This is a genomic window from Alistipes sp. Marseille-P5061 (assembly GCF_900290115.1).
Taxonomy (GTDB): Bacteria; Bacteroidota; Bacteroidia; order Bacteroidales; family Rikenellaceae; genus Alistipes; species Alistipes excrementigallinarum.
The window spans coordinates 341,660-364,729 of sequence record NZ_LT985749.1 but is presented as its reverse complement, the minus strand read 5'-3'; the positions used below and the strand labels follow the sequence as shown (position 1 = coordinate 364,729).

Below are 23,070 nucleotides of genomic sequence, written 5' to 3'. Positions count from 1 at the left end.
GGAGCTATTGAGTTTGTTTTTGTTAGAATCCTTTTGTAACGGGCAAATTTAGGAAAAATTCACAACAGACGTTCACATTTTCCCGATTTTTCGCCCTTCGGGGCCCTTCGTGCGTCCCGGCCGGCGGAGGGGACGGGCCCTTCGGCCCCGGCACCGGGCCGCCTACGGCTTCCGCTGGTCGCAATCGAAGTCGAAGCAAAGCTGCACGCACTCCGGGCATGCTTCGGATGAATTGCCCACCGTCAGCCCGATGAGGCGGACGCGGTGGCCGCCCAGGTCGGTGGCCGCAAGCAGCTCCTCGGAGACCACGCGCAGCTCCTCGGCCGAGGCCACGGCCGCCGCGAGGGTCCGCGAGCGGGTAATCTGGCGGAAGTCGTCGAACTTGAGCTTCAGCACGACGGTCCGGCCGGCGAATTCGTGGCGCTGGAGCCGCGCCCAGAGCTCGTCGCGCACCCCCGCAAGTTCGAACGCGAGCCGCCCGCGGTCGCCGGTATCCTCGGCAAAGGTGGTCTCGGCCCCGAGCGACTTGCGGATACGGTTGGGGGTCACTTCGCGCTCGTCGATGCCGCGCGCATAGCCGTAGTAGGCGTGGCCCGCCTTGCCGAAGTGGTGGACGAGCGCCTCCTCGCTCCAGAGCCGCAGGTCGGCCCCCGTGCGGATGCCCAGCCGGTGCATCCGTTCGGCCGTGACCTCGCCGATGCCGAAGAAGCGCTCGACGGGGAGTGCCGCGACGAACTCCTCGACCTGGGCCGGGGCAATCGTGAAGAGCCCGTCGGGCTTGCGGTAGTCCGAGGCGATTTTCGCCAGCATCTTGTTCACCGAGATGCCCGCCGAGGCGGTCAGTCCGGTCTCGGCGCGGATGGCTGCCTTGATTTCGCGCGCCACGAGCGTCGCCGAGCGGTGGTGCGAGACGTCGAGAAAGGCCTCGTCGAGCGAGAGGGGCTCGACCAGTTCGGTGTAGCGGTGGAAGATGGCGCGAATCTGCTGCGAGACCTCCTTGTAGACCTCGAAGCGGGCCGGGACGAAAATCAGCGAGGGGCAGAGTCTCCGCGCCACGGCAGAGGGTAGGGCCGAGTGTACGCCGTAGGGGCGCGCCTCGTAGCTGGCCGTGGCCACCACGCCCCGCGGGCCGTCGTAGCCCACGGCAATCGGGCGCCCCCGGTAGGCGGGGTTGTCGCGCTGTTCGACCGAGGCGAAGAAGGCGTCCATGTCGACGTGTATGATTTTGCGCTGCGCCATTATCGCGGTGTTTTCCGAAGCAAAGATAGGAAGAAACGGCGTGGTGCGTACCCGTGGGTGCCGCTTTTCCGCGCCGGAGCGTTTGGACATACGGCGGAAATTTTCTATATTTGTTTTAGAGAATAGGGCGGGCGAAGCGGACTCCGGAGCCCGCCGCCCGGATATGCCCTGTTGACGAAGTACCTCTAAAATAAAATGTAACCTTTATGAAGTCCCTGTTGATTCTTCGATGCGCGGTTGCCACCCTCCTGCTGATGGCGGCCGGAACCGTCGCGGCAGCAACCCATGTCCAGTCGCCCGCTTCGGACGAAAGCTCCGAGGTCAGGATGATGGCCCAGCAGATGCCCTCGTTCAAGGGCGGCACAGTGGCGGCCTACCAGAAGTGGGTCTCCTTCAAGGCCCGTTCCGAGGCCCGCGCCAAGGGGGTGAAGGGCACCTGCAGCGCCAATGTCCTCTTCGTGGTCGATACGCAGGGGCAGGTGACCGACATCGAGGTGAAGTCCGCCTCGTCGCAGGAGTTTGCCGACGCGGTGACGCAGGTTATGGAGCGCTCGCCCAAGTGGCGTGCGGGCCGGCAGGACGGCAAGCCGGTGAAGGTGCGGCTGCTGATAACGGTGACGGCCGAAATCTGATGCGCACCTGCCGCCGTGAATCCGCACCGGGACCGCGGGCCCCGGTGCGGGGAGTTCATGTGCCCTGATGCAACGGAATGAAAAGCAATATGGAAGGTTTGGAACAACAGCAACTTGACGAAAAATTCATGCGCCTCGCACTAAACGAGGCGCATCATGCGTTAGATGCATGCGAGGTCCCCATCGGCGCGGTGGTCGTCTCCGGTGAGACGGTCGTGGGCCGGGGGCACAATCTGGTGGAGACGCTCCGCGACCCGACGGCCCATGCCGAGATGCAGGCGCTGACGGCAGCCGCCTCGACGCTCGGGGGCAAATACCTGCAGGGCTGTACGCTCTACGTGACCGTCGAACCCTGCATCATGTGCGCCGGCGCGATTGGCTGGGCCCAGGTGGCCCGCGTGGTGTGGGGCGCCGACGACCCCAAGAAGGGCTATCGTTGCTACTCCGACGGGGTGTTCCACCCCCGCACGACCGTCACGCGCGGCGTGCTGCGCGGGGAGTGTGAGGAGCTGATGACCCGTTTTTTCGCCTCGCTGCGCCGATAGCCTCTTGTAAAATAGGGAAAAATAAGTTATTTTTGCAACCATCTGCCCGAAAGGGCGACTACGCACGAATATTAAAAACTCTAAGTGAAAATGAAAAAAGTATTGTTATCTGTAGCTGCGCTCTTTGCTGCGGTATCGCTCTCGGCGCAGGATTTGACGGCTGTCTACAACGAGGCTGCCGCTGCTTACGGTGCCAAGGATTTCGCGGGTGCTGCGGCCAAGTTCCAGCAGGTCATTGACGAGGGCATGGATGCCGAAGGCTCCGAGTCGCTGGTCGCAACCGCCAAGTCGACGCTTCCGAAATGCTACTTCATGATGGGCGGCTATGCCGCACAGGCCAAGAAATACGACGAAGCGCTGACCAACTTCAGCAAGTCGGCCGAGCTGGCCGAGCTCTACGGCGACATGACGCAGATGACCAAATCGAAGCAGTGGGTTGCCAAAATCTACCAGCTGCAGGGCGGTGAGGCCTTCAACAACAAGGACTACGCCACCGCATCGGAGATTTTCGCCAAGGGCTACGCTGCCGACCCCCGCAATACGGACATGGCACTCAACCTGGCGATGAGCTACTGCGAGTTGGGCAAGTATGCCGAGGGTATGGCCATCTACGAGGACATCGCCGCGCTGACCAACCCCAAGTATGAGGATGCCGTTGCGAAGGCCAACGAGATGATGACGCTCTATACGAACAACGAGGTTGCCAAGCTGCAGGCCAACAACGACTACGACGGTATCATCGCCATGGCCGACGCCCTGCTGGCCAAGAACCCCGCAAGCGCCGTTGCCCACAAGGTGCGTCTGCAGGCCTACTCGAGCAAGCAGGACTTCGCGAAGGTCATCGAGCTGGGTGAGGAGGCTGCCGCCGCACAGACCGACCCCGAGGACAAGAGCCTCATGTACCTGACGCTGGGCGCCGCCTACAACGCCAAGGAGATGAAGCCGCAGGCCATCGCCGCCTTCCAGAAGGTGACCGACGGTCCGGCCGTCGAGAGTGCCAAGGCCGCTCTTGCCGAGCTGTCGAAGTAATCGTCCTGCTCCGCACCGCGAGGGGGGGGGAAGGTAGATGCCTGAGCGCCTCTGCTCGCGGGGAGCGGACCAGTGAAGGACCATTGAAAATATGAAATAAACGGAGCCGGACGGGCTCTGCGAGTTTTGTAATCCTCATCGGAGGGTATCTACGGTACCGGATAAGATGACTGGGTAAAACCAATCGCTTGTCCGGTACCTTTTTTTGTGACAGGTCATGAAACGGAACAATCAGGAGCGCGATGCCATCGATTTGGGCACCGTGCGGGTCTCGACCCTCTTCCGGCGCCTCTTCGTGCCGACGCTGCTGGGCATGCTGTCGATTTCGGCGGTGACGGTCGCCGACGGAATGTTCGTGGGCCACGGCGTGGGCAGCGACGGCATCGCCGCCATCAACATCTACGTCCCGCTGCTGATGCTCGCCCAGGGGGTGGGGCTCATGGCCGGCGTGGGGAGCTCGGTGGTGGCCTCGATTCACCTGGCGCGCGGCAAGGTGCGGGCCGCGCGGCTCAACGTCACCCAGGCTCTCTGGTTCGTGACGCTGCTGACGCTGCTCCTGGTCGGCGCGGTGATGCTCTGGCCCGATGCGACGGCCCGGATGCTCGGCGCCTCGGAGCGGCTGCTGCCGCTCGTGCGCGATTACCTGCTCTGGTTCTCGCCCGGGCTGCTCTTCCAGATGTGGACGGCCGTGGGGCTCTTCGTCATCCGCCTCGACGGCGCACCGCGCGTGGCGATGTGGTGCTCGGTCCTCTCGGCCGTGCTGAACGTCGTGCTCGACTGGTGGTTCATCTTTCCGCTCGGATGGGGCGTCCGCGGAGCCGCCTTCGCTACGGCCATCAGCGTGGCCGCCGGCGGTGTGGTGGCTGTCGGCTACCTGCTCTTCCGCGCCCGGACGCTGCGGCTCTGCCGCGTGAAGTGGAGCCGCAAGAGCCTCAGACTCTCGTGGCGCAACATCGGCTACCAGTGCCGCATCGGTTCGTCGGCACTGCTGGGCGAGATGACGCTCGCCGTGTTGATGTTCGTGGGTAACGGGGTCTTCATGCGAAGGCTGGGCGACGACGGGGTGGGGGCCTTCGGCGTGGCGTGCTACTACATCCCCTTCGTCTTCATGGTCGGCAACGCGATTGCGCAGTCGGCGCAGCCGATTCTGAGCTACAACTTCGGGCTGGCCAACGGCGTGCGCGTGCGCGCCGCCGCACGCATTGCCCTCATGACGGCCGTCGGCTGCGGCGCGGTGGTCTCGGCGCTCTTCGTCTTCGTCCCCGAGGGGCTGGTCGGACTGTTCCTGCCCGGTGAGAACCGCGCCGCGCAGCTGGCCGTTGCCGGATTCCCGCTCTTCGCGGCCGGCTTCATCCCCTTTGTGGTCAATCTGACGGCCATCGGCTGCTACCAGAGCCTGGAGCGGGTCCGGCCGGCAACCGCCTTTGCGCTGCTGCGCGGATGCGTGCTGCTGGTGCCGAGCTTCCTGCTGCTGCCGGAGCTCTGCGGCGTTGCGGGCATCTGGTTTGCGCAGCCGCTCTCCGAGACGCTCACCACAGTGTTCATTCTGCTCTATTTTCGGCTGCACCGTCCGCGGCGTTGAGCCGTGCATTGCGGCGGATGCGCTCCAGACCGCTGCGCTGGAGGGGCGTCGCCCCGAAGCGCTCCCCGAACTGCCGCTCGTCGAGCGCCTCCCACTCTTCGGACGTCATCGCACGGGGGTCGAACAGCGGGTCGAAGGCCTTGTTGGCATGGTGCGGTGCGCGGCGGTTGTAGGGACAGCAGCTCTGGCAGGCGTCGCAGCCGAAGAGCCAGCCGTGGAGGTCGATGCGCCTCTGCGGTTCGCGCTCGATGGTGTGGCAGGCGATGCAGCGCCCCGTGTCGAGCGTCCGCGGGGCGACGAGCGCCCCGGTGGGGCAGCTCTCGAGGCAGCGGTTGCAGCGGCCGCACCCCTCGAGAGTGCAGGGGGCGTCGTAGCTGTCGGCCTCGTCGGTGAGCAGCAGCTCGCCCAGCAGCACGAAGCTCCCCAGCGTCGGGGTGACGAGCAGCGACTGGCGGCCAATCCATCCCAGCCCCGCCTCGACGGCCAGCTGCTTCTCGAGCAGCGGCGCCGTGTCGACGAACGCTCGCCCCTGCAGTTCGTGGTAGCGCTGCCGCAGCGCGCCGAGCATGCCGCGGAGCATCTGCCGGATGGTGGTGTGGTAGTCGGTCGTCAGGGCGTAGGAGGCGATTTTCGTGCGGCACGAGGCGGGGTAGCCCTCGCTCGCCTCGTTCTTGTAGCCCACGGCGCAGACGACGGCCGTGCGGGCCCCTTCGACCAGCCGCGCGGGGTCGAACCGTTTGTCGAGGTTGCGTGCCAGGTAGTCGAGCGAGGAGTTGTAGCCCTCTGCAAGCCACGAGCGGAAGCGCCGCTCGTTCTCGGGAAAGGGTCTGCAGCGGGCGATTCCGCAGAGGTCGAAGCCCGCTTCGGCGGCCAGGCGTTTGATGTGGAGGCTCTCGAGCATTGCAAGATTTTGTTTCAAAAATAGCGTTTTTCGGGGGAATTTCGTAATTTTGCAACAAACTTTCCGTTTGATAAACGAGGGCTCCGCTCCGCTGCGGGACCGTTGTTGTGAAACGCGAATAAAACCTGAAAAATGACTCTTAACACACTTTACGACCTTGTCCGTCACAGCGTAAAGGAGTTTGCATCCCGGATTGCCTTTTCGATGTTCGACGGCGAGGATGTGACCTACGCCGAGGTGGGCAGGCGCATCGCAAAGGTGCAGGATATTCTGACGGGCGCCGGCCTTCGTCCCGGAGACAAGGTGGCGCTGCTGAGCAGCAACATGCCCAACTGGGGCGTCTGCTACTACGCCGTCACCTCGGCCGGCTTGGTGGTCGTGCCGATTCTGCCCGACTTCACGGGCGAGGAACTCGACATGATTATCGCCCACTCGGAGGCCAAGGCGCTGCTGGTTTCGGACCGGCTCTTCACCAAACTCTCGAAGACGACGGTGGCGTCGCTCAACGTCGTTGTCCGTACGAAGAATCTGGGCGTCATCTCGCAAAAGGTCCACGCCCAGGGCTCGACGACGGTTCCTGCACCCGAGGATTTGGCCGTCATCATCTACACCTCGGGTACGACCTCGAAACCCAAGGGGGTGATGCTCTCCCACGCGGCGCTCTGCGCCCAGGTGGATTTGAGCGCCTCGATTTTCCCAATCCATTCCGAAGATGTCTTCCTCTCGGTGCTGCCCCTGTCGCACACCTACGAGTGCTCCATCGGCATGATTTACCCCTTCTCGAAGGGGGCCCGCGTGGTCTACCTCGACCGTCCGCCCACGGCTTCGGCCCTGATGCCGGCGCTGCGGCAGGTGCGCCCCACGGTGATGCTCATCGTGCCGCTCATCATCGAGAAAATCTACCGCCACCAGGTGCTCGCCAAGTTCAACTCGAACAACTTCTGGCGGACGCTCTACCGCGTGGGCTTCATGCGCCGCTACCTACACCGCGTAGCGGGCAAGAAGCTGCTAAAGCTCTTCGGCGGCCGCCTGCGCTTCCTGGGTATCGGCGGCGCGAAGCTCGACGGCGACGCCGAGAAGTTCATGATGGAGGCGCGGATTCCCTACTCCATCGGCTACGGATTGACCGAAACGGCTCCGCTGCTGGCCGGCGCTGCGCCGTCGCAGGTGCGGCTGGGTTCGACCGGGCCCCAGGCTCCGGGCGTCGAGCTGCGGCTCGTGAATGTCAACCCCGAGACGCGGCAGGGTGAAATCGTCGCCCGCACGCCGAGCGTCATGATGGGCTACTACAAGAATCCCGAGGCCACGCGCGAGGCCTTCACCTCCGACGGCTGGTTCCGCACGGGCGACCTGGGCGAGTTCGACAAGGACGGCTGGCTCTACATCAAGGGGCGCCTGAAGAACATGATTGTCGGCCCGAGCGGCGAGAACATCTATCCCGAGGATATCGAGAGCGTGCTCAATTCGCACGTCTGCATCGCCGATTCCATCGTCACGCAGAGGGAAGGTCGTCTTGTGGCGCTCGTGCACTTCAACCGCGAGGAGCTTGAGTCGATGCTCGACGACTGGCGCGAGGAGTGGGCGACGAAGAAGGAGGCGCTCGAGGCGAAGACCGAGCAGCTCAAGAAGGAGCTGGTGGCCTATGTCAATGCCAAGGTGAACCGCTTCTCGCGCATCTCGGAGGTGGTCGAGCAGAAGAAGGAGTTCGAGAAGACCCCGACGCTCAAAATCAAGCGCTTCCTCTACAATACGACGCACCGCAAGCACGAAAAGGAGGGCTCCAAGTCGGGAGTCTCCCATGCCAATGCGGCGCTTCCCGCCGACAAGCCGCAGGCGTAATGCGCCGGGGCGGGGCGTGACACTGTGAAAACCTCGCACGGAGAAGGCGAGCGCCTCGCTCGCCGGGAAAAGAACCGCCGAAAAAGCCTTCGGCCGGCCGGTGAGCCCGCTGCGGGCGAAGCCCCGGTTCGGCCAATGTGAAGCAACAGGTTGGGCCGGTGAGAAGCAACTGGTTCAGCTGGAGAGAAGCTTTCGGGTTAGCCGGTGAGAAAGATTCGGCTCGGCCGGTGAGAAAGATTCGGCTCGGCTGATGGGAGTCCTCCGGTTCGGCCGGTGAGATGAAATGAAAAAGGAACTCCGCACCTTTGGGGTGCGGAGTTCCTTTTTACGTTTTCGGACCGGGAACAGAGCGGGCGCGGCATCGTTGCGCCGCGCCCGGCCCGAAAGAAGAGTCGTTACCGCTGCTCCGAGACGGTGGAGTCGGCCTGCTGGGGCTTGTCGCCCACGTCGGTGAGGTACTCCTCCGAGACGCCCAGCGAGCGGTAGTACTTGTTGATTTCAGCCACTACGTCACGCCGTCCGGCATAGCTTGCCAGCGAGTAGATATCGCCCAGCTCGGTGAGCTTCGCGTCGATGGTGTCCGACACCATGTCGCCCAGCGCTCCGTCGAAGCGGAAGTAGTACTCGATGTACTCGATGAGCGTCGTGGCATACTCCCTGAGCAGGGCATCGCCCTTCTCGGCGGCCCCTTCGGCCCCCATGCTCGCGGCGGCGTAGTACCCTTCGATGTAGGGATAGGTGTTCATGTCGGTGAAGCGAATCTGCGAGGTGGGGAACTTCTCGAGCCCCATGTCGAGCATCTCGACAGCCTCGTCGACGCGTCCCTCGCGCAGCAGCTCCTTCCCGACGCGGGCAAACATCTCGCGGGTGCGCGATGCCCCCAGGTTGTACTGCAGGAAGTAGTCCACATAGACGCGCGGGTCGTTCAGATTGCCGTAGCGGAAGGTGTCGCGCACGAGCGGCAGCGTGTAGTCGACATCCATGCGGCCGATTTCATAGGCGTTCTGCACTGGCGTGAGAATCGGCACCAGACGGTAGGCGTACCCGTCGTACTGGAGGTAGTCGAGCAGCCCGAAGTCCTGCAGGATGTAGATTTGCGTGAAGAAAATCGGACGCTTCCAGTCGAAGTTGGCCAGCATGTCGAGAATCATCAGCTGGCTCTTGTCGATGCTGCTCTGGCGGAGGTTGATGTATACCGTGTCGACCATCAGGTCGCGGTCCTTCTCGGCCACGATGCCCGAGGCAATGGCGTTCTCCTTGTTGACCGGCAGGGCGATGCGCCGTGTGGGGATGTAGTCGATGGAGGAGCCGTCAACGAGCTTGATTTTCGAGCGCGGGTCGTCGCTCAGCACGAAGTCCATCACCTCGTGGATGTCGACCGGACCCTCCAGACGCTCCTCGACCGGCAGCACGTCATTGGCGTAGGTGTACTTCCGCTTGGGCAGCGAGAAGGGTACGCCCGGCGCGTCGTTGGCCTTGGTCTTCATCTCGTCGATGTACCACTCGCCGCCCAGGTAGGAGGTGTTCATGATGCGCACGTCGGGGCGCACGCCGTAGACCTCCTGGTTGTTCCAAAGCGGGAAGGTGTCGTTGTCGCCGTAGTTGAGGATAATCGAGTTGGGCAGCGTCGACTGGAGGTAGTTCCAGCCGATGTCGCGGGCCATGTAGCGGTGCGAGCGGTCGTGGTCGTCCCAGTTCTGTGCGGCCAGGATGGCGGGCACGACCAGTCCGACGAGCGTCGCCGCGCCGGCAACGACCCGCGTGTCGCGCTTCGCAAGCCGGGCAAACAGGTCTCGCAGCGCCAGCACGCCGAAGCCTATCCAGATGGAGAAGGCGTAGAACGAACCGGCATAGACGTAGTCGCGTTCACGCGGCTCGCCGGGCGCCGTGTTGAAGTAGAAGACCAGCGCCACGCCCGTCATGATGAAGAGCCACATGACAATCGAGAAGTTCCGCGGGTCGCGGTTGAGCTGGTAGAGCAGTCCGACCAGACCCAGCAGGAAGGGGAGGAAGTAGTAGGTGTTGCGCCCCTTGTTCTCGGCGATTTCGTGCGGCAGGTTGTCCTGAGGGCCCAGCCGCCGCTCGTCGAGCCAGCGGATGCCCGAGAGCCAGTTGCCGTCGGTGATGGTGCTCGAGCCCGAAGGCTGTATGTCGCTCTGGCGCCCCACGAAGTTCCAGAGGAAGTAGCGCCAGTACATGTAGTTGAGCTGGTAGTTGAAGAAGAAGTAGAGGTTCTCGGCAAAGGTGGGTTCGACGACCGTGCGCAGGTCGTAGCCGTCGTCGTAGACCCGCTTGCGGCCGAAGTCGAGCACCTCGCCGCGGACGGGACGTCCCTGTTCGTCGCGGACGATTTCACCCTTGTCGTCGCGCATCACCTCGGTCTTGGTGCGGTATGCGGCCCACGGCTTGTAGGCCCGCTCGCCGCGGCGCGGCTCCCACATGCGGGGGAAGAGGTGCATGAATTCCGACGAGTGGGTGTAGCCCGTGACGGTGGTGGTCGCCTTGTAGCGGCCGTCCTCGTCGAGGTAGCGCACCTGCTTCTCCTTGTAGCCCTCGATGGGTGCCGAGTAGTAGGGACCGTAGAAGAGCGGACGGTCGCCGTACTGGTCGCGGTTGAGCACCGAGTAGAGGGCGAAGGGGTTGTTGGGGTTGTTGCTGTTCATCGGGGGATTCACCGCTGCGCGGATGGTCATCGAGGCGTAGGAGGAGTAGCCGATGAGAATCATCGTCGTCGAGAGCAGGATGACGTTCCACGTCACCTTGCCCTTGCGGTGGGTGTACCACGAGGCCCACCCCATGGCGATGATGAGCGCCAGGGCGAAGAGCACCATGCCCGAGTTGACGGGCAGCCCCAGCGTGTTGACGAAGAAGAGGTCGACCATCGCCCCGCAGTAGACCGTATAGGGGATGATGATGCCGTTGATGAAGCCCAGGATGAGCAGCGCGACGAGCGTGGCGAGGCCCATGCCGCGCCAGGTCACCCGCTTGGTGGTGCGGAAGTAGTAGATGAAGACCAGCGCCGGGATGGTCAGCAGGTTGAGGATGTGCACGCCGATGGAGAGTCCCATCATGTAGGCGATGAGCACAATCCAGCGCAGGCTGTGGGGCTGGTCGGCCTCGTCCTCCCACTTGAGCATGAGCCAAATGACCAGCGCGGTGAACATCGACGAGAGGGCGTAGACCTCGCCCTCGATGGCCGAGAACCAGAAGGTGTCGGTGAAGGTGTAGGCCAGGGCGCCGACGATGCCGGCTCCGAGCACGGCCCACGTCGAGGCGACGGTCAGCTCGCGGCCGTCACGCGTGACGAGCCGTCGTGCAAGGTGCGTGATGGTCCAGAAGAGGAAGAGGATGCAGAAGGCACTCGCCAGCGAGTTCATGGCGTTGACGGCTATCCCCACGTAGTCGGGGTTGCCCAGCGCGAAGAGGGTGGCCAGACGGGCCAGCATCATGAAGAGGGGTGCTCCGGGAGGGTGCCCCACCTCGAGTTTGTAGGAGGTTGCGATGAATTCCGAACAGTCCCAGAGACTTGAGACGGGTTCCATCGTTTTCAGATAGACGAACGCCGCAATGGCGAATACCGCCCATCCGACGATGTTGTTCCAGCGTTTGAAAAATGTCATATCGGATTTGAGCTCAAGTTTTTCCTGCAAATGTAATCATTTAACGGCGAAAATCAATCGTTATTACCCCTCAAAGGCGGAAAGTTCCATGCTCGGGGCCGATTTTGTCGTTCGGGTGCCGCGCAACCGGCCGGCAGGAGGCCAGCCCTGCCGCCGGGGACCGCTGTTTTGTCGGGTGCTGCCTGTCCCTCCGCCGGAGGTGCTTGTTCTGCCTCGGAAGTTCACTCCCGGCGGCACGCGTCACCGCTTTGCCGGACGGCGGTGGCTGCGGTGTCGGGCAGGGCGCTCCGCGCAGGGGCGCTCCTGATGCTCCGGATGCACGTGCCGCTCTTGACGCTCCTGCCGCTCCTGCCGCTCCTGACGGGCGGGGCGTGGAGAGGTTGCGGCGTATTGGCTCTTCGCTGCGGGGTGCACCGGGTGCGCGGCATGTGCGGAGGGGCCGGTTGCGGCCGGTGCGGCGTGGGTTCCCGTGCGACGGCGACGGCTTCGGCGGGCATCGGAGCGGGTGCCGGATTGTTGCTGCGCATCGGAGGGGCGGGGTGCCGCAGCGGTGGGGTGCTCCGCACGTCGGGCGGAGGCTGCGGGGACAGGCCGGTCGCCTCCGGCAGCAGCTTTTGCGGAAACGGTCTGCCCCTTGGCGGCAGCCTTTGCGGGAGCAGCCCCGGCGGCTTTTGCCGTAGAGCCCTTTGCGGCCGGGCCCTTTGCGGGGGCAGGTTGGTAGGGCTCCGGTGCGGGGGCAGGTTCGACGGTGGGCTCGAAGCCGGCGAGGGGCGCGGCGTGGGGAATCGCGCGTCCGATGGTCCGCTCGATGTCGCGCAGCAGCGGGCGCTGCTCCTCGGAGCAGAACGAGAGGGCGCACCCCTCGCATCCGGCGCGCCCCGTGCGGCCGATGCGGTGGACGTAGGTCTCGGGAACCTCCGGCAGGTCGTAGTTGACCACCAGCGGCAGCTCCGAGATGTCGATGCCTCGCGCGGCGATGTCGGTGGCAATCAGCACGTGCAGCTCGCCCGACTTGAAGTCGCCGAGGGCCTTCTGCCGGGCGCCCTGCGACTTGTCGCCGTGGATGGCCCGCGCGGGGATGCCGCTGCGCGTGAGCGTGCGGGCGATGCGGTCGGCGCCGTGTTTGGTGCGGGCGAAGACGAGCGTCGAGCGTTCCGGCGCCCGGCGCAGCAGCTCGGCAAGCAGGGCGCTCTTGTCGGGCTTCTCGACGAAGTAGACCTCCTGGCGGATGGTCTCGACCACCGAGGCCGGCGGGGTGACGGTCACATGCACCGGGTCGTGGAGCAGCTGCCCGGCCAGCGCGGCGATGTCGGCCGGCATCGTGGCCGAGAAGAGCAGCGTCTGCTTTTGGCGGGGCAGCAGCGGCAGCAGCCGTTTGATGTCGTGGATGAAGCCCATGTCGAGCATGCGGTCCGCCTCGTCGAGCACGAAGTGGCGCACGGCGTCGAGCGTGAGGCACCCCTGCCCCAGCAGGTCAAGCAGGCGGCCCGGCGTGGCGACGAGCAGGTCGACGCCCTGCTGGAGCGCCTCGACCTGGGGCCGCTGGCTGACGCCGCCGAAGATGACCGTGTGGCGGATGCGCGTGAAGCGGGCGTAGTCGCGGCAGCAGGCGTCAATCTGGATGGCCAGCTCGCGCGTGGGGGTGAGAATCAGAGCCCGTACGGGGCGTCGTCCGCGCGGGGCGGGCGAGGAGTCGAGCAGCTGGATGAGCGGCAGCGCGAAGGCCGCCGTCTTGCCCGTGCCGGTCTGGGCGCAGCCCAGCAGGTCGCGCCCGGCCAGCACGGCCGGAATGGCCTGCTGCTGAATGGGGGTGGGGGTATCGTACCCGATTGCTTCGACGGCCCTCTGCAGTGGGGCCGTCAGTGCCAAGTCGTGGAATGTCATGCGTGTTGTAATCTGCGGGATTTGCGGCGGCAGCCTCTGCGGCCGTTGCCGCCGCTGTCGCCTCGAAAGGGCCCCGCCGGCGCGTTGCGGGGCCGTCGGGGCGCGGCAAAGGTAGGATTTATTGTCGGATTTTGGGCGCACTCTGAATTATATTTCCTATTTTTGTAGCAAAATATTCCGACACTATGGATTCCAAACTCGTGCTTTACAATACGCTCACCCGCCGCAAGGAGGTGTTCGAGCCGATTACCCCCGGCCGCGTGGGGATGTACGTCTGCGGCCCCACGGTCTACGGCGACCCCCATCTGGGCCATGCCCGTCCGGCCGTGACCTTCGACCTGCTGTTCCGCTACCTGAAGGCCTCGGGCTACAAGGTGCGCTACGTGCGCAACATCACCGACGTGGGCCATCTGGAACACGACGCCGACGAGGGTGAGGACAAAATCGCCAAGAAGGCGCGTCTCGAGCAGCTCGAACCGATGGAGGTGGCCCACTACTATACGGAGCGCTACCACCACGCTATGGATGCGCTCAACGTCGAGACGCCCTCTATCGAGCCCTGCGCTTCGGGCCACATCATCGAGCAGATTGCCTTCGTCAAGCGGATTCTCGATGCGGGCTACGCCTACGTGTCGAACGGTTCGGTCTACTTCGACGTCGAGAAGTACAACGCCGCCTACAACTACGGCCGCCTGTCGGGCCGCAACCTCGACGACATCGTCGCCAACACGCGCGAGCTCGACGGCCAGAGCGACAAGCACCACTCTTACGACTTCGCCCTCTGGAAGAAGGCCTCGCCCGAACACATCATGCGGTGGCCCTCGCCCTGGAGCGACGGCTTCCCGGGCTGGCACATGGAGTGCTCGGCCATGTCGACGCGCTATCTGGGCGAGCGGTTCGACATCCACGGCGGCGGCATGGACCTCATGTTCCCCCACCACGAGTGCGAAATCGCGCAGTCGACGGCCGCTCTGGGCCACGATTCGGCGCGCTACTGGGTCCACAACAACATGATTACCATCAATGGCCAGAAGATGGGCAAGTCGCTGGGCAACTTCATCACGCTCGAGGAACTCTTCACGGGGCGCCACCGCCTTCTGGCGCAGGCCTACTCGCCGATGACCATCCGCTTCTTCGTGCTGCAGGCCCACTACCGCTCGACGCTCGACTTCTCGAACGAGGCGCTGCAGGCCGCCGAGAAGGGGCTCGACCGTCTGATGAAGGCCGTCGAGACGCTCGACCGCCTCAAGGCGTCGGACTCCTCGACGGTCAATCCGGCCGAGCTCGAGGAGCGCTGCCGCGCGGCGATGGACGACGACCTCAATTCGCCGATGGTCATCTCGGCCCTCTTCGACTGGGTGCGCATCATCAACCAGATTGCCGAGGGGCAGCAGCGCATCTCGGCCGAGGAACTCAAGGCGCTTCACACGACGGTGCACCGCTACGTCTTCGGCATCCTCGGACTGAAGGACGAGAAGGCGGCCGGCGCCGCTTCGGGCCGCGACTACGTGACGCCGCTGGTCGAGCTGCTGCTCGAGGAGCGTCTCAAGGCGCGTGCCGCCAAGGACTGGGCCACGTCGGACCGCATCCGCGACGGCCTCTCCGCCGCCGGCATCCGCGTCAAGGACCGCAAGGACGGCAGCGACTGGGAGCTCGAGTAGCGCTGCGGAACCCCTGCCCCGGCATCCATCCGCCGGGGCGCAGGTGTGCTCTCCGGAGGGCAGGGTCTCCGGGGCGGAGACTCCATCCGTCCGGAGTGCTCCGCCACGGGACTGTCCGTGCCGGGAAGAGAGCCCGGGGTTCCTCCCCCGAATGGAAAAATAAACAACGGGGTGCCTGCGGGCATCCGCATCTGGAAGAGACAACGCAAGGAAAGAAAGGAGAGAAGAAGTTATGACGGAGATAAGGGGAGCGGCCATGGAGCTCGGAACCGAGCGTATTCGCAAACTGCTCGTGCAGTATGCCGTGCCGGCCATCATTGCCATGACGGCCTCGTCGCTCTACAACATGGTGGACAGCATCTTCATCGGCCACGGCGTGGGCCCGCTCGCCATTTCGGGTCTGGCGCTCACCTTCCCGCTGATGAACCTCGCGGCGGCCTTCGGCTCGCTGGTGGGCGTGGGTGCCGCGACGCTCGTCTCGATGCGCCTCGGACAGCGCGACTACGACACGGCGGGCAAGGTGCTGGGCAACGTCTTCATGCTCAATCTGATTATCGGCGTGGCCTTCAGCATCGTCACGCTGCTCTTCCTCGACCCGATTCTCTACTTCTTCGGTGCGAGCGAGGCGACGGTGGGCTATGCGCGCGAGTACATGACCGTGATTCTGCTGGGCAACGTTATCACGCACATGTATCTGGGGCTGAACTCCGTGCTGCGCGCCTCGGGCCACCCGCGCAAGGCGATGTACGCCACCATCAATACGGTGGTTATCAATACGGTGCTCGACCCGCTCTTCATCTACGGCTTCGGCTGGGGCATTCGCGGCGCCGCCATCGCCACGGTGCTTGCCCAGGTCATCTCGCTCGTGTGGCAGTTCCGCATCCTCTCCGACCGGCGCGAGCTGCTCCACTTCCGGCGCGGCATCTACCGCCTCCATGCCAAAATCGTGCGCGACATCCTGGCCATCGGCATGTCGCCCTTCCTGATGAACCTGGCCGCCTGCTTCATCGTGATTCTCATCAACAAGGGGCTCAAGGAGTTCGGCGGCGACCTCTCCATCGGCGCCTACGGCATCGTCAACCGCGTGGCCTTCTTCTTCGTGATGGTGGTCATGGGGCTCAACCAGGGCATGCAGCCCATCGCCGGCTACAACTTCGGCGCGCAGCAGTACGACCGCGTGCTGCGGGTGCTGAAGCTGACGGCTATCGGCGCCACGTGCGTCACCACGTGCGGCTTCCTGCTGGGCGAGCTGATGCCGCGGCTGGCCGTCTCGCTCTTCACGAAGGATGCCGAGCTGGTGCGTCTGGCGGCCGAGGGCATGCGCATCACCTTTGTCTGCTTCCCGATTATCGGCTTCCAGATGGTGGCCACCAACTTCTTCATGAGCATCGGCATGGCCGGCAAGGCCATCTTCCTGTCGCTCTCGCGCCAGCTGCTCTTCCTGCTGCCGGGGCTCGTGCTGCTGCCTCCGCTCTTCGACCAGTATACGCAGTGGAACGGCAGCTGGGGCGTATGGTGCGCCATGCCGCTGTCGGACCTGCTGGCCAGCATCGTCGCCTTCCTCATGCTGATGCATCAACTGCGCGGATTCAGGCGCCTGGTGGGGCCGGACTCCGCACCTCAAAAATAACGCGATATGGACAAGTTCGTAATCAACATAGGCCGCCAGCTGGGCAGCGGCGGCAAGGCTGTCGGCGAGCTTCTTGCCCGCCGGCTCGGCATCCGGATGTACGACAAGCAGCTCATCGCCCTGGCGGCCGACCAGAGCGGCATCCGTCCCGAACACTTCGAGAAGGCCGACGAGAAGGAGTCGCGCGGCATGCTCTCGTCGCTGGTCTACTACCTGAGGGCCCCCTTCTGCGGCGACAACGCCACGGTGGCCAACGTGCTGTCGAACGACGCGCTGTTCAAAATCCAGAGCGACGTGATTCGCGACCTGGCCGCACGCGAGTCGTGCATCTTCGTGGGACGCTGCGCCGACTACATCCTGCGCGACCATCCGCGCGCGGTCAACGTCTTCATCTCGGCCGACGAGGAGGACCGCATCGAGCGGCTCTGCCGCCTGCACGGCATCACGCCCGAGGAGGCGCGCACGCGGATGCGGCGGACCGACGCCAGCCGCGCCGACTATTACAATTACTACAGCTCCCGCACGTGGGGCGAAGCGGCCACCTATCACCTGTGTGTCAACTCGTCGACGCTCGGCGGTGAGGAGGGAACGGCCGACTTCATCCTCGAATTTGCGTCGCGGAAGCTCAAAACCCGATTCTGAAACATCATGGTACTTGCCGAACAAATCAAGGAGGCGGCCGCGCGCCGCGATACGCTCTACCGCTGTCTCGACATCGAACAGCGCCGGATAGACCTGCGCAACGAGGAGGAGAAGACCCAGGAGCCCGACTTCTGGAACGACCCCGCCAAGGCGCGCGAACAGCTGCGCAAGGTGGCGGGCATCAAGGCGTGGATTGAGGAGTACGATGCCGTGGACAAGCTGGTCGAGGACCTCGAGCTGATGCCCGACTTCGTGAAGGAGGGGGTCGTCTCCGAGGAGGAGCTCGACGCCCACTACGCCGAGACAATCGAGCGCATCGGAAAACTCGAGATGCGCAACATGCTGCGCCGCGACGAGGACAAGCTGGGCGCCATCATGGACATCAACGCCGGTGCGGGCGGCACCGAGGCGCTCGACTGGGCCTCGATGCTCATGCGCATGTATACGCGCTGGGGCGAGGCCCACGGCTACAAGGTCAAGGTGCTCGATTACCAGGCCGGCGAGGAGGTGGGCGTCAAGTCCTGTACGCTGGAGTTCGAGGGCGACTATGCCTACGGCTATCTGAAGAGCGAAAACGGCGTCCACCGCATGGTGCGCCTCTCGCCCTTCAACGCCAACAACAAGCGTCAGACAACCTTCGCCTCGGTCTTCGTCTCGCCGGCGGTCGACGACTCGATTGAGATTGTGGTCAATCCGGCCGACATCGAGTGGGATACCTTCCGTTCGAGCGGTGCGGGCGGCCAGAACGTCAACAAGGTGGAGACGGCCGTGCGCCTGCGCTACCACGGCAAGGACCCCGATACGGGCGAGCCGGTGGAGTACCTCATCGAGAACATGGAGACCCGCTCCCAACTGATGAACCGCGAGAATGCGATGCGCATCCTCAAGTCGAAGCTCTACCAGCGCGAGCTGGACAAGCGCATGGCGACGCAGCAGGCTCTGGAGGCCTCGAAGAAGCGCATCGAGTGGGGCTCGCAGATTCGCTCCTACGTCTTCGACGACCGCCGGGTGAAGGACCACCGCACGGGGGTGCAGACCTCGGATGTCGATGCGGTGATGGACGGCGACATCGACGCCTTCATCAAGGCCTACCTGATGGAGTTCGGCGGCGAGGCGTAGCGCAGCGGCCGGAGTGTAATGCGCGAAGGCCCCGTTCCCGTCGGCGGAACGGGGCCTTCGTCGCAGGAGCCGGCATCTTTTTTCATGGACAACCTCTGAAACGTGTTGAAGCGATGAACCATTCGACAACCTTGCGTTGCCGCCGGGGCCTGCGGAGCCTCCTTGCGGCGTTGTGTACGGGCCTCTGCGCCCTTGTTGCGGTGCAGACGGCCGCCGCTGCGGTGCTGCTGCCGTACGCGGAGACGGCGTGTGACGGGCCGGCTTCAGCGGCTCCTTCCCGTGCGACGACCGACGCCGGACCGTTGGTCGGCATGACCGATACGGCGGCCTACTTCCCGCTGCTGCGCGGCCGGCGCGTGGCCGTGCTGGCCAACCATACCTCGGTGGCCCTCCGCTCTGAACTGGGCGACGCCGCACATGCTTCCGCCGCAACCTCCGCCGCAACCCCTGCGGCCTCTTCGCAGCAGCTTGCGATGACGCCCGCCGGCGAGGGGTGGGTCCATCTGGTCGACCTGCTCCACGAATGCGGCTTCGACCTCCGGGCCATCTTCTCGCCCGAGCACGGCTTCCGCGGCGAGGCCGACGCCGGGGCCCACGTCCAAAGCTCGGTCGATGCCCGGACCGGCGTCCCGATTCGGTCGCTCTATGACGGCCGGACGCAGCGCCCCTCCGACGAGGCGATGCGCTCGTTCGACGTGCTGGTGGTCGACCTGCAGGATGTCGGGCTGCGCTTCTATACCTATTATATAACGATGCTGAGGATGATGGAGGCGTGCGCCGACTACGGAATTCCGGTCGTGGTGCTCGACCGACCCAACCCCAACGGCCGCCACATCGACGGCCCGGTGCTCGACATGAAGTACCGTTCGGGGGTCGGAGCCCTGCCGCTGCCCGTGCTGCACGGCCTGACGATGGGCGAGATTGCCCGGATGGCGGTGGGCGAGGGGTGGACGCCGCCCTGCTCGCTGGAGGTGGTCCCCTGCCGCCGCTATACGCACGCTACCCCCTACCGGCTGCCCGTCGCCCCCTCGCCCAACCTCCGCACGCAGCGGGCCGTCTACCTCTACGCCTCGCTCTGTCTCTTCGAGGGGACGGTCGTCAGCCTGGGGCGCGGTACCGACTGCCCGTTCGAGTGCTACGGCCACCCCGACCTTGCGGGCGACTTCTCCTTCACGCCCCGCCCGACGGCCGGTGCGGCCCATCCGCCGCTCGAAGGGCGCCTCTGCCACGGCCGCGACCTGAGGAAGCTCTCCGAGGAGGAGGCCGCCGGGGTAGGCTTCTCGCTCGGCTGGCTGCTCGAGGCCTGTCACGGGCTGGAGCTCGGCGAGCGCTTCTTCACCCCCATGTTCGAGAAGCTGGTGGGTGTGGGGTATCTCCGTCCGCTGATACTCGAGGGGGCCACGGAGGAGCAGATGCGCGCCCGCTGGCACGACGATTTGCTCCGTTACCGCACGATGCGTCTTGAATACCTGCTCTATCCCGACGGTCCGGCTTCGGAATTGTGAATAAAATTGTCGAAAAAAAAAGAAACGGCAGAGATATATCGGAGATTTTTTTCCTATATTTGTGAAAGCGTTGTTTGTGAACAAACCCTTAATACTCGATTTTCATTGTCTAATTTAAATATCCCGAGTGTATGAAAATGACGAATTTCTTCAAGATGGCCCTCATGGGTATCTTTGCAGCCGGAGTCTTCACGGCTTGCGGTGGTGACGACGACAACCCCAATCCCAACCCCAATCCCGGCGGCGGGGATGATCCCAAGACGGCTCCGACCATCACGCTGACCGGCGCTCAGACCTCCGGTTCGGAGAGCTCTTCGCTGACCTTCAAGCTCACGCTCAAGAATGCCGAGTCGGCCAAATACCTCACGGTACCGACCTCGGAACTCAATAACGCTCTGAACAGCGCAACGCTCGAGGAGCTGGTTCAGTCCGAAGGCAATGCACTCACCAGCTCGCAGCTTCAGAACGCTCTGGGCCAGGGTCTCGACCTGGTGTTCACGCAGCTGGAGCCCAACACGGAGTATACCTGCGCCGTATATGCCGTTAACGGCACCGAGTCGGCCGTGAAGTCGGCAACCGCAACGACGGCCAACGGTGGCGGCGGCAGCGTAACGCCGGGCACGGGCAGCGACGCCTACAATGCATGGATTGGCACGTGGAACGTGACCAGCACGAGCTCGCTGATTGGCAGCGACCCGATGTCGTTTACGGTAAGCATTGCCGAGCTTAATGCCGACCAGACCTATGCCGTAACCGGCTGGGGTATCTCGATGCTGGCCGCACAGCAGCCCGTAGGTGCCATCTTCAATGCTGAGGATGGAGGTCTCTATTTCGTGAACGAGCAGGAGCTCGGTGAGGTTTCCGGCCCGCAAGGCGAGTCGCTGATAGTAACCTATCTGGGTGTCTGCGGCTATAATGGTTCGTGGACGGTTGTTTCGGGTGACTACTACGGTCTGATTGGCGCAATGGGTGCCGACGGCAACTCGGCTACCGTGACCGGTGAGCAGCTCGAAATTTCGACCGGAGACGTGATTCCCGTCTATACGTTCGACTTCTTCGGCATGATTCAGGGTGAGAACTCGTTCTACACGTTCCAGCCGGCTGCCGGCTTTACGGCTGATGACTACCCGATTGGCCCCTACACGCTCACCAAGAGTGGTTCGGCAGCTTCGAGCAAGGGTCTGCACACCTACTTTGCTGCTCCCCAGGCCAAGAAGGCCGGCTATCCCGTACGTCTGCTCAGCGAGGAGGTTCGTACGGCCATCGTAGCAAAATAGTCTCCGCGAGGAGAAGCATGCTCCTTAGCGGGCGATACGACAAGGGAGGAACTCCGACTGGGGTTCCTCTCTTTTTTGTATCCGCTCACTTGTTTTTTACGCACCCTTGATTTTGTATCCGAACCCCTGTCTCGGGGCTGATGCCCCAAGGGCCTGCCGACGGTCGCGGGGCGGAGTGCCAGGGCCGTCAGCCGTACGTCGTCAGTCGCTGCCGGCCGTCTACCGTTTGTCGTTCGCCGCCCGGCCACAAAAACAAAAAATGCACCGCCGGACGGAACCGGACGGTGCATTTTCTATTCGAATCTTCGTGTTACTCCGATACGATAGCCTCCGAGGGGCATACGCCGGCGCAGGTGCCGCAGTCGATGCACTTGTCGGGGTCAATCACGTAGATGTCGCCGGCCGAGATGGCCTCAACGGGGCACTCACCGATGCAGGTGCCGCAGGCTACGCAGGAGTCGGTAATTTTGTAAGCCATTGCAGTAAATTTTATTGGTTAATGTGTGTTGTTGTGTCAGCAAAGATAAGCAAATATCTCGGATAAACAAATCTCCCGTAATGGGGAATTGCATCCTCTCGGCCTCACTTTGTCGTGTCGACGCTTTCCGGCCGCCGGACGGGCCAGGCCTCGGGGTCCGGCACCGCCCTGTGGGGTCGGGCGGCGTGGGTTAGCGAATCATGTCGAAGCCCGTGTAGGGTACCAGCACCTCGGGGATGCGGATGCCGTCGGGCGTCTGGAAGTCCTCGAGCATGGCGGCCACGATGCGCGGAAGGGCCAGCGACGAGCCGTTGAGCGTGTGGGCCAGGTGAATCTTCTTGTCGGCATCCTTGTAGCGGAGCTTCAGGCGGTTGGCCTGGAACGACTCGAAGTTCGAGACGGACGAAACCTCCAGCCAGCGCTTCTGCGCCTCGGAGTAGACCTCGAAGTCGTAGGTCAGCGCCGAGGTGAACGACATGTCGCCGCCGCAGAGCCGCAGGATGCGGTAGGGAAGGCCGAGCGAGCGGACAATCGACTCGACATGGGCCACCATGCCGTCGAGCGCCTCATAGGAGCGGTCGGGCAGCGAGAGCTGGACGATTTCCACCTTGTCGAACTGGTGCAGACGGTTCAGACCGCGCACGTCCTTGCCGTAGGAGCCTGCCTCGCGGCGGAAGCAGGGGGTGTAGGCGGTCATCTTGACCGGGAAGTCCTTCTCGTCGAGAATCACGTCGCGGTAGATGTTCGTCACGGGCACCTCGGCCGTCGGAATCATGTAGTAGTTGTCGACCGTGGCGTGGTACATCTGCTCCTCCTTGTCGGGCAGCTGGCCGGTGCCGAAGCCCGACGCCTCGTTGACCATCACCGGAGGCTCGACCTCCAGATAGCCGGCCTTGGTGTTGCAGTCGAGGAAGTAGTTGATGAGCGCGCGCTGCAGACGGGCGCCCTGTCCCTTGTAGACGGGGAATCCGGCGCCGGTGAGCTTCACGCCCAGGTCGAAGTCGATGATGTCGTACTTGCGGGCCAGCTCCCAGTGGGGCAGTGCATTCTCGGGCAGCTTGGTGTAGCTCTCGACGAGCTTGACCACCAGGTTGTCGGCCGCAGTGCGTCCCTCGGGGACGATGTCGGCGGGGAAGTTGGGCAGCGAGACGATGGCGGCCTGCAGCTCCTCGGCCACCTCCTTGGCCTCGGTGTTGAGGCGTGCCGACTGCTCTTTGAGTCCGGCGACGAAGCTCTTGCGCTCCTCGGCCTCCTCGCGGCGGCCCTGGCTCATCAGCATGCCAATCTCCTTGGCCGCCTTGTTCTGGGTTGCGAGCGTGTTGTCGAGCTCGACCTGGATGGCCTTGCGGCGGTCGTCGAGCTTCTCGATTTTGGCAATGACCGGGGCTGCATCCACGCCCTTCTTGGCGAGTTTGCGGATGGCGGCCTGGGGGTCTTCTCTCAGTTGCTTGATTGTAAGCATGGTATCTTCGTTTTGTTGTGTATTC

General features: G+C 63.9%; 17 protein-coding genes. 11 read left to right on the top strand and 6 right to left on the bottom strand.

The annotated features are described in order from the left end of the window. Nucleotides 1-162: 162 nt before the first annotated feature. Nucleotides 163-1,239 (bottom strand): DNA polymerase IV, encoded by a 1,077-nt coding sequence (gene dinB / locus C8267_RS05355; protein ID WP_106633944.1) that lies wholly within the window; start codon nucleotides 1,237-1,239, stop codon nucleotides 163-165. A 206-nt stretch (nucleotides 1,240-1,445) separates the two neighbouring features. Between dinB and C8267_RS05350 the strand changes: the two genes are divergently transcribed. The 4 genes from C8267_RS05350 to C8267_RS05335 all read left to right on the top strand — a co-directional run bounded on the left by C8267_RS05350 (nucleotide 1,446) and on the right by C8267_RS05335 (nucleotide 5,027). After that, nucleotides 1,446-1,871 (top strand): energy transducer TonB, encoded by a 426-nt coding sequence (locus tag C8267_RS05350; RefSeq protein ID WP_106633943.1) that lies wholly within the window; start codon nucleotides 1,446-1,448, stop codon nucleotides 1,869-1,871. An 89-nt stretch (nucleotides 1,872-1,960) separates the two neighbouring features. Continuing rightward, on the top strand, nucleotides 1,961-2,416 hold the full coding sequence (locus C8267_RS05345; RefSeq protein ID WP_106633942.1) for a nucleoside deaminase: 456 nt from the start codon (nucleotides 1,961-1,963) through the stop codon (nucleotides 2,414-2,416). A gap of 90 nt (nucleotides 2,417-2,506) precedes the next feature. Beyond that, complete coding sequence (locus C8267_RS05340; protein ID WP_106633941.1) at nucleotides 2,507-3,445, top strand: tetratricopeptide repeat protein; 939 nt, start codon at nucleotides 2,507-2,509, stop codon at nucleotides 3,443-3,445. Between the two features lie 217 nt (nucleotides 3,446-3,662). After that, nucleotides 3,663-5,027: an MATE family efflux transporter gene (locus C8267_RS05335; RefSeq protein ID WP_106633940.1), complete on the top strand. Its 1,365-nt coding sequence runs from the start codon at nucleotides 3,663-3,665 to the stop codon at nucleotides 5,025-5,027. Here the strand turns inward: C8267_RS05335 and queG are convergent. Further along, nucleotides 4,987-5,928, bottom strand: coding sequence for a tRNA epoxyqueuosine(34) reductase QueG (gene queG / locus C8267_RS05330; RefSeq protein WP_106633939.1), 942 nt, complete (start codon nucleotides 5,926-5,928; stop codon nucleotides 4,987-4,989). The genes C8267_RS05335 and queG overlap by 41 nt on opposite strands. Before the next feature lie 132 nt (nucleotides 5,929-6,060). Between queG and C8267_RS05325 the strand changes: the two genes are divergently transcribed. Continuing rightward, complete coding sequence (locus C8267_RS05325; protein ID WP_106633938.1) at nucleotides 6,061-7,767, top strand: AMP-binding protein; 1,707 nt, start codon at nucleotides 6,061-6,063, stop codon at nucleotides 7,765-7,767. Between the two features lie 395 nt (nucleotides 7,768-8,162). Here C8267_RS05325 and C8267_RS05320 read toward each other — a convergent pair whose 3' ends face one another. Together C8267_RS05320 and C8267_RS05315 are read right to left on the bottom strand one after the other, a co-directional pair. Beyond that, on the bottom strand, nucleotides 8,163-11,387 hold the full coding sequence (locus tag C8267_RS05320; RefSeq protein WP_106633937.1) for a glycosyltransferase family 117 protein: 3,225 nt from the start codon (nucleotides 11,385-11,387) through the stop codon (nucleotides 8,163-8,165). A gap of 240 nt (nucleotides 11,388-11,627) precedes the next feature. Then, a complete protein-coding gene (locus C8267_RS05315; RefSeq protein ID WP_106633936.1) occupies nucleotides 11,628-13,271 on the bottom strand; it encodes a DEAD/DEAH box helicase in 1,644 nt (547 codons plus the stop codon). Between the two features lie 185 nt (nucleotides 13,272-13,456). Here C8267_RS05315 and cysS point away from each other — a divergent pair, with 185 nt between their 5' ends. The 6 genes from cysS to C8267_RS05285 all read left to right on the top strand — a co-directional run bounded on the left by cysS (nucleotide 13,457) and on the right by C8267_RS05285 (nucleotide 21,105). After that, nucleotides 13,457-14,932, top strand: coding sequence for a cysteine--tRNA ligase (gene cysS, locus C8267_RS05310; protein ID WP_106633935.1), 1,476 nt, complete (start codon nucleotides 13,457-13,459; stop codon nucleotides 14,930-14,932). 232 nt (nucleotides 14,933-15,164) lie between these two features. Further along, nucleotides 15,165-16,562 (top strand): MATE family efflux transporter, encoded by a 1,398-nt coding sequence (locus C8267_RS05305; protein WP_087361611.1) that lies wholly within the window; start codon nucleotides 15,165-15,167, stop codon nucleotides 16,560-16,562. A 6-nt stretch (nucleotides 16,563-16,568) separates the two neighbouring features. After that, nucleotides 16,569-17,204 (top strand): cytidylate kinase-like family protein, encoded by a 636-nt coding sequence (locus tag C8267_RS05300; RefSeq protein ID WP_087361610.1) that lies wholly within the window; start codon nucleotides 16,569-16,571, stop codon nucleotides 17,202-17,204. Nucleotides 17,205-17,210: 6 nt separating this feature from the next. Then, complete coding sequence (prfB, locus tag C8267_RS05295; RefSeq protein WP_106633934.1) at nucleotides 17,211-18,323, top strand: peptide chain release factor 2; 1,113 nt, start codon at nucleotides 17,211-17,213, stop codon at nucleotides 18,321-18,323. A 149-nt stretch (nucleotides 18,324-18,472) separates the two neighbouring features. Then, nucleotides 18,473-19,828, top strand: coding sequence for an exo-beta-N-acetylmuramidase NamZ family protein (locus C8267_RS05290; protein ID WP_442778177.1), 1,356 nt, complete (start codon nucleotides 18,473-18,475; stop codon nucleotides 19,826-19,828). A gap of 131 nt (nucleotides 19,829-19,959) precedes the next feature. Then, entirely contained in the window at nucleotides 19,960-21,105 is a 1,146-nt protein-coding gene (locus C8267_RS05285) for a hypothetical protein (RefSeq protein ID WP_106633932.1), read from the top strand. A gap of 310 nt (nucleotides 21,106-21,415) precedes the next feature. Here C8267_RS05285 and C8267_RS05280 read toward each other — a convergent pair whose 3' ends face one another. Both C8267_RS05280 and serS read right to left on the bottom strand, forming a co-directional pair. Beyond that, a complete protein-coding gene (locus C8267_RS05280; protein ID WP_087260820.1) occupies nucleotides 21,416-21,583 on the bottom strand; it encodes a DUF362 domain-containing protein in 168 nt (55 codons plus the stop codon). A 190-nt stretch (nucleotides 21,584-21,773) separates the two neighbouring features. Continuing rightward, complete coding sequence (gene serS / locus C8267_RS05275; protein WP_087361605.1) at nucleotides 21,774-23,045, bottom strand: serine--tRNA ligase; 1,272 nt, start codon at nucleotides 23,043-23,045, stop codon at nucleotides 21,774-21,776. Nucleotides 23,046-23,070 lie beyond the last annotated feature (25 nt).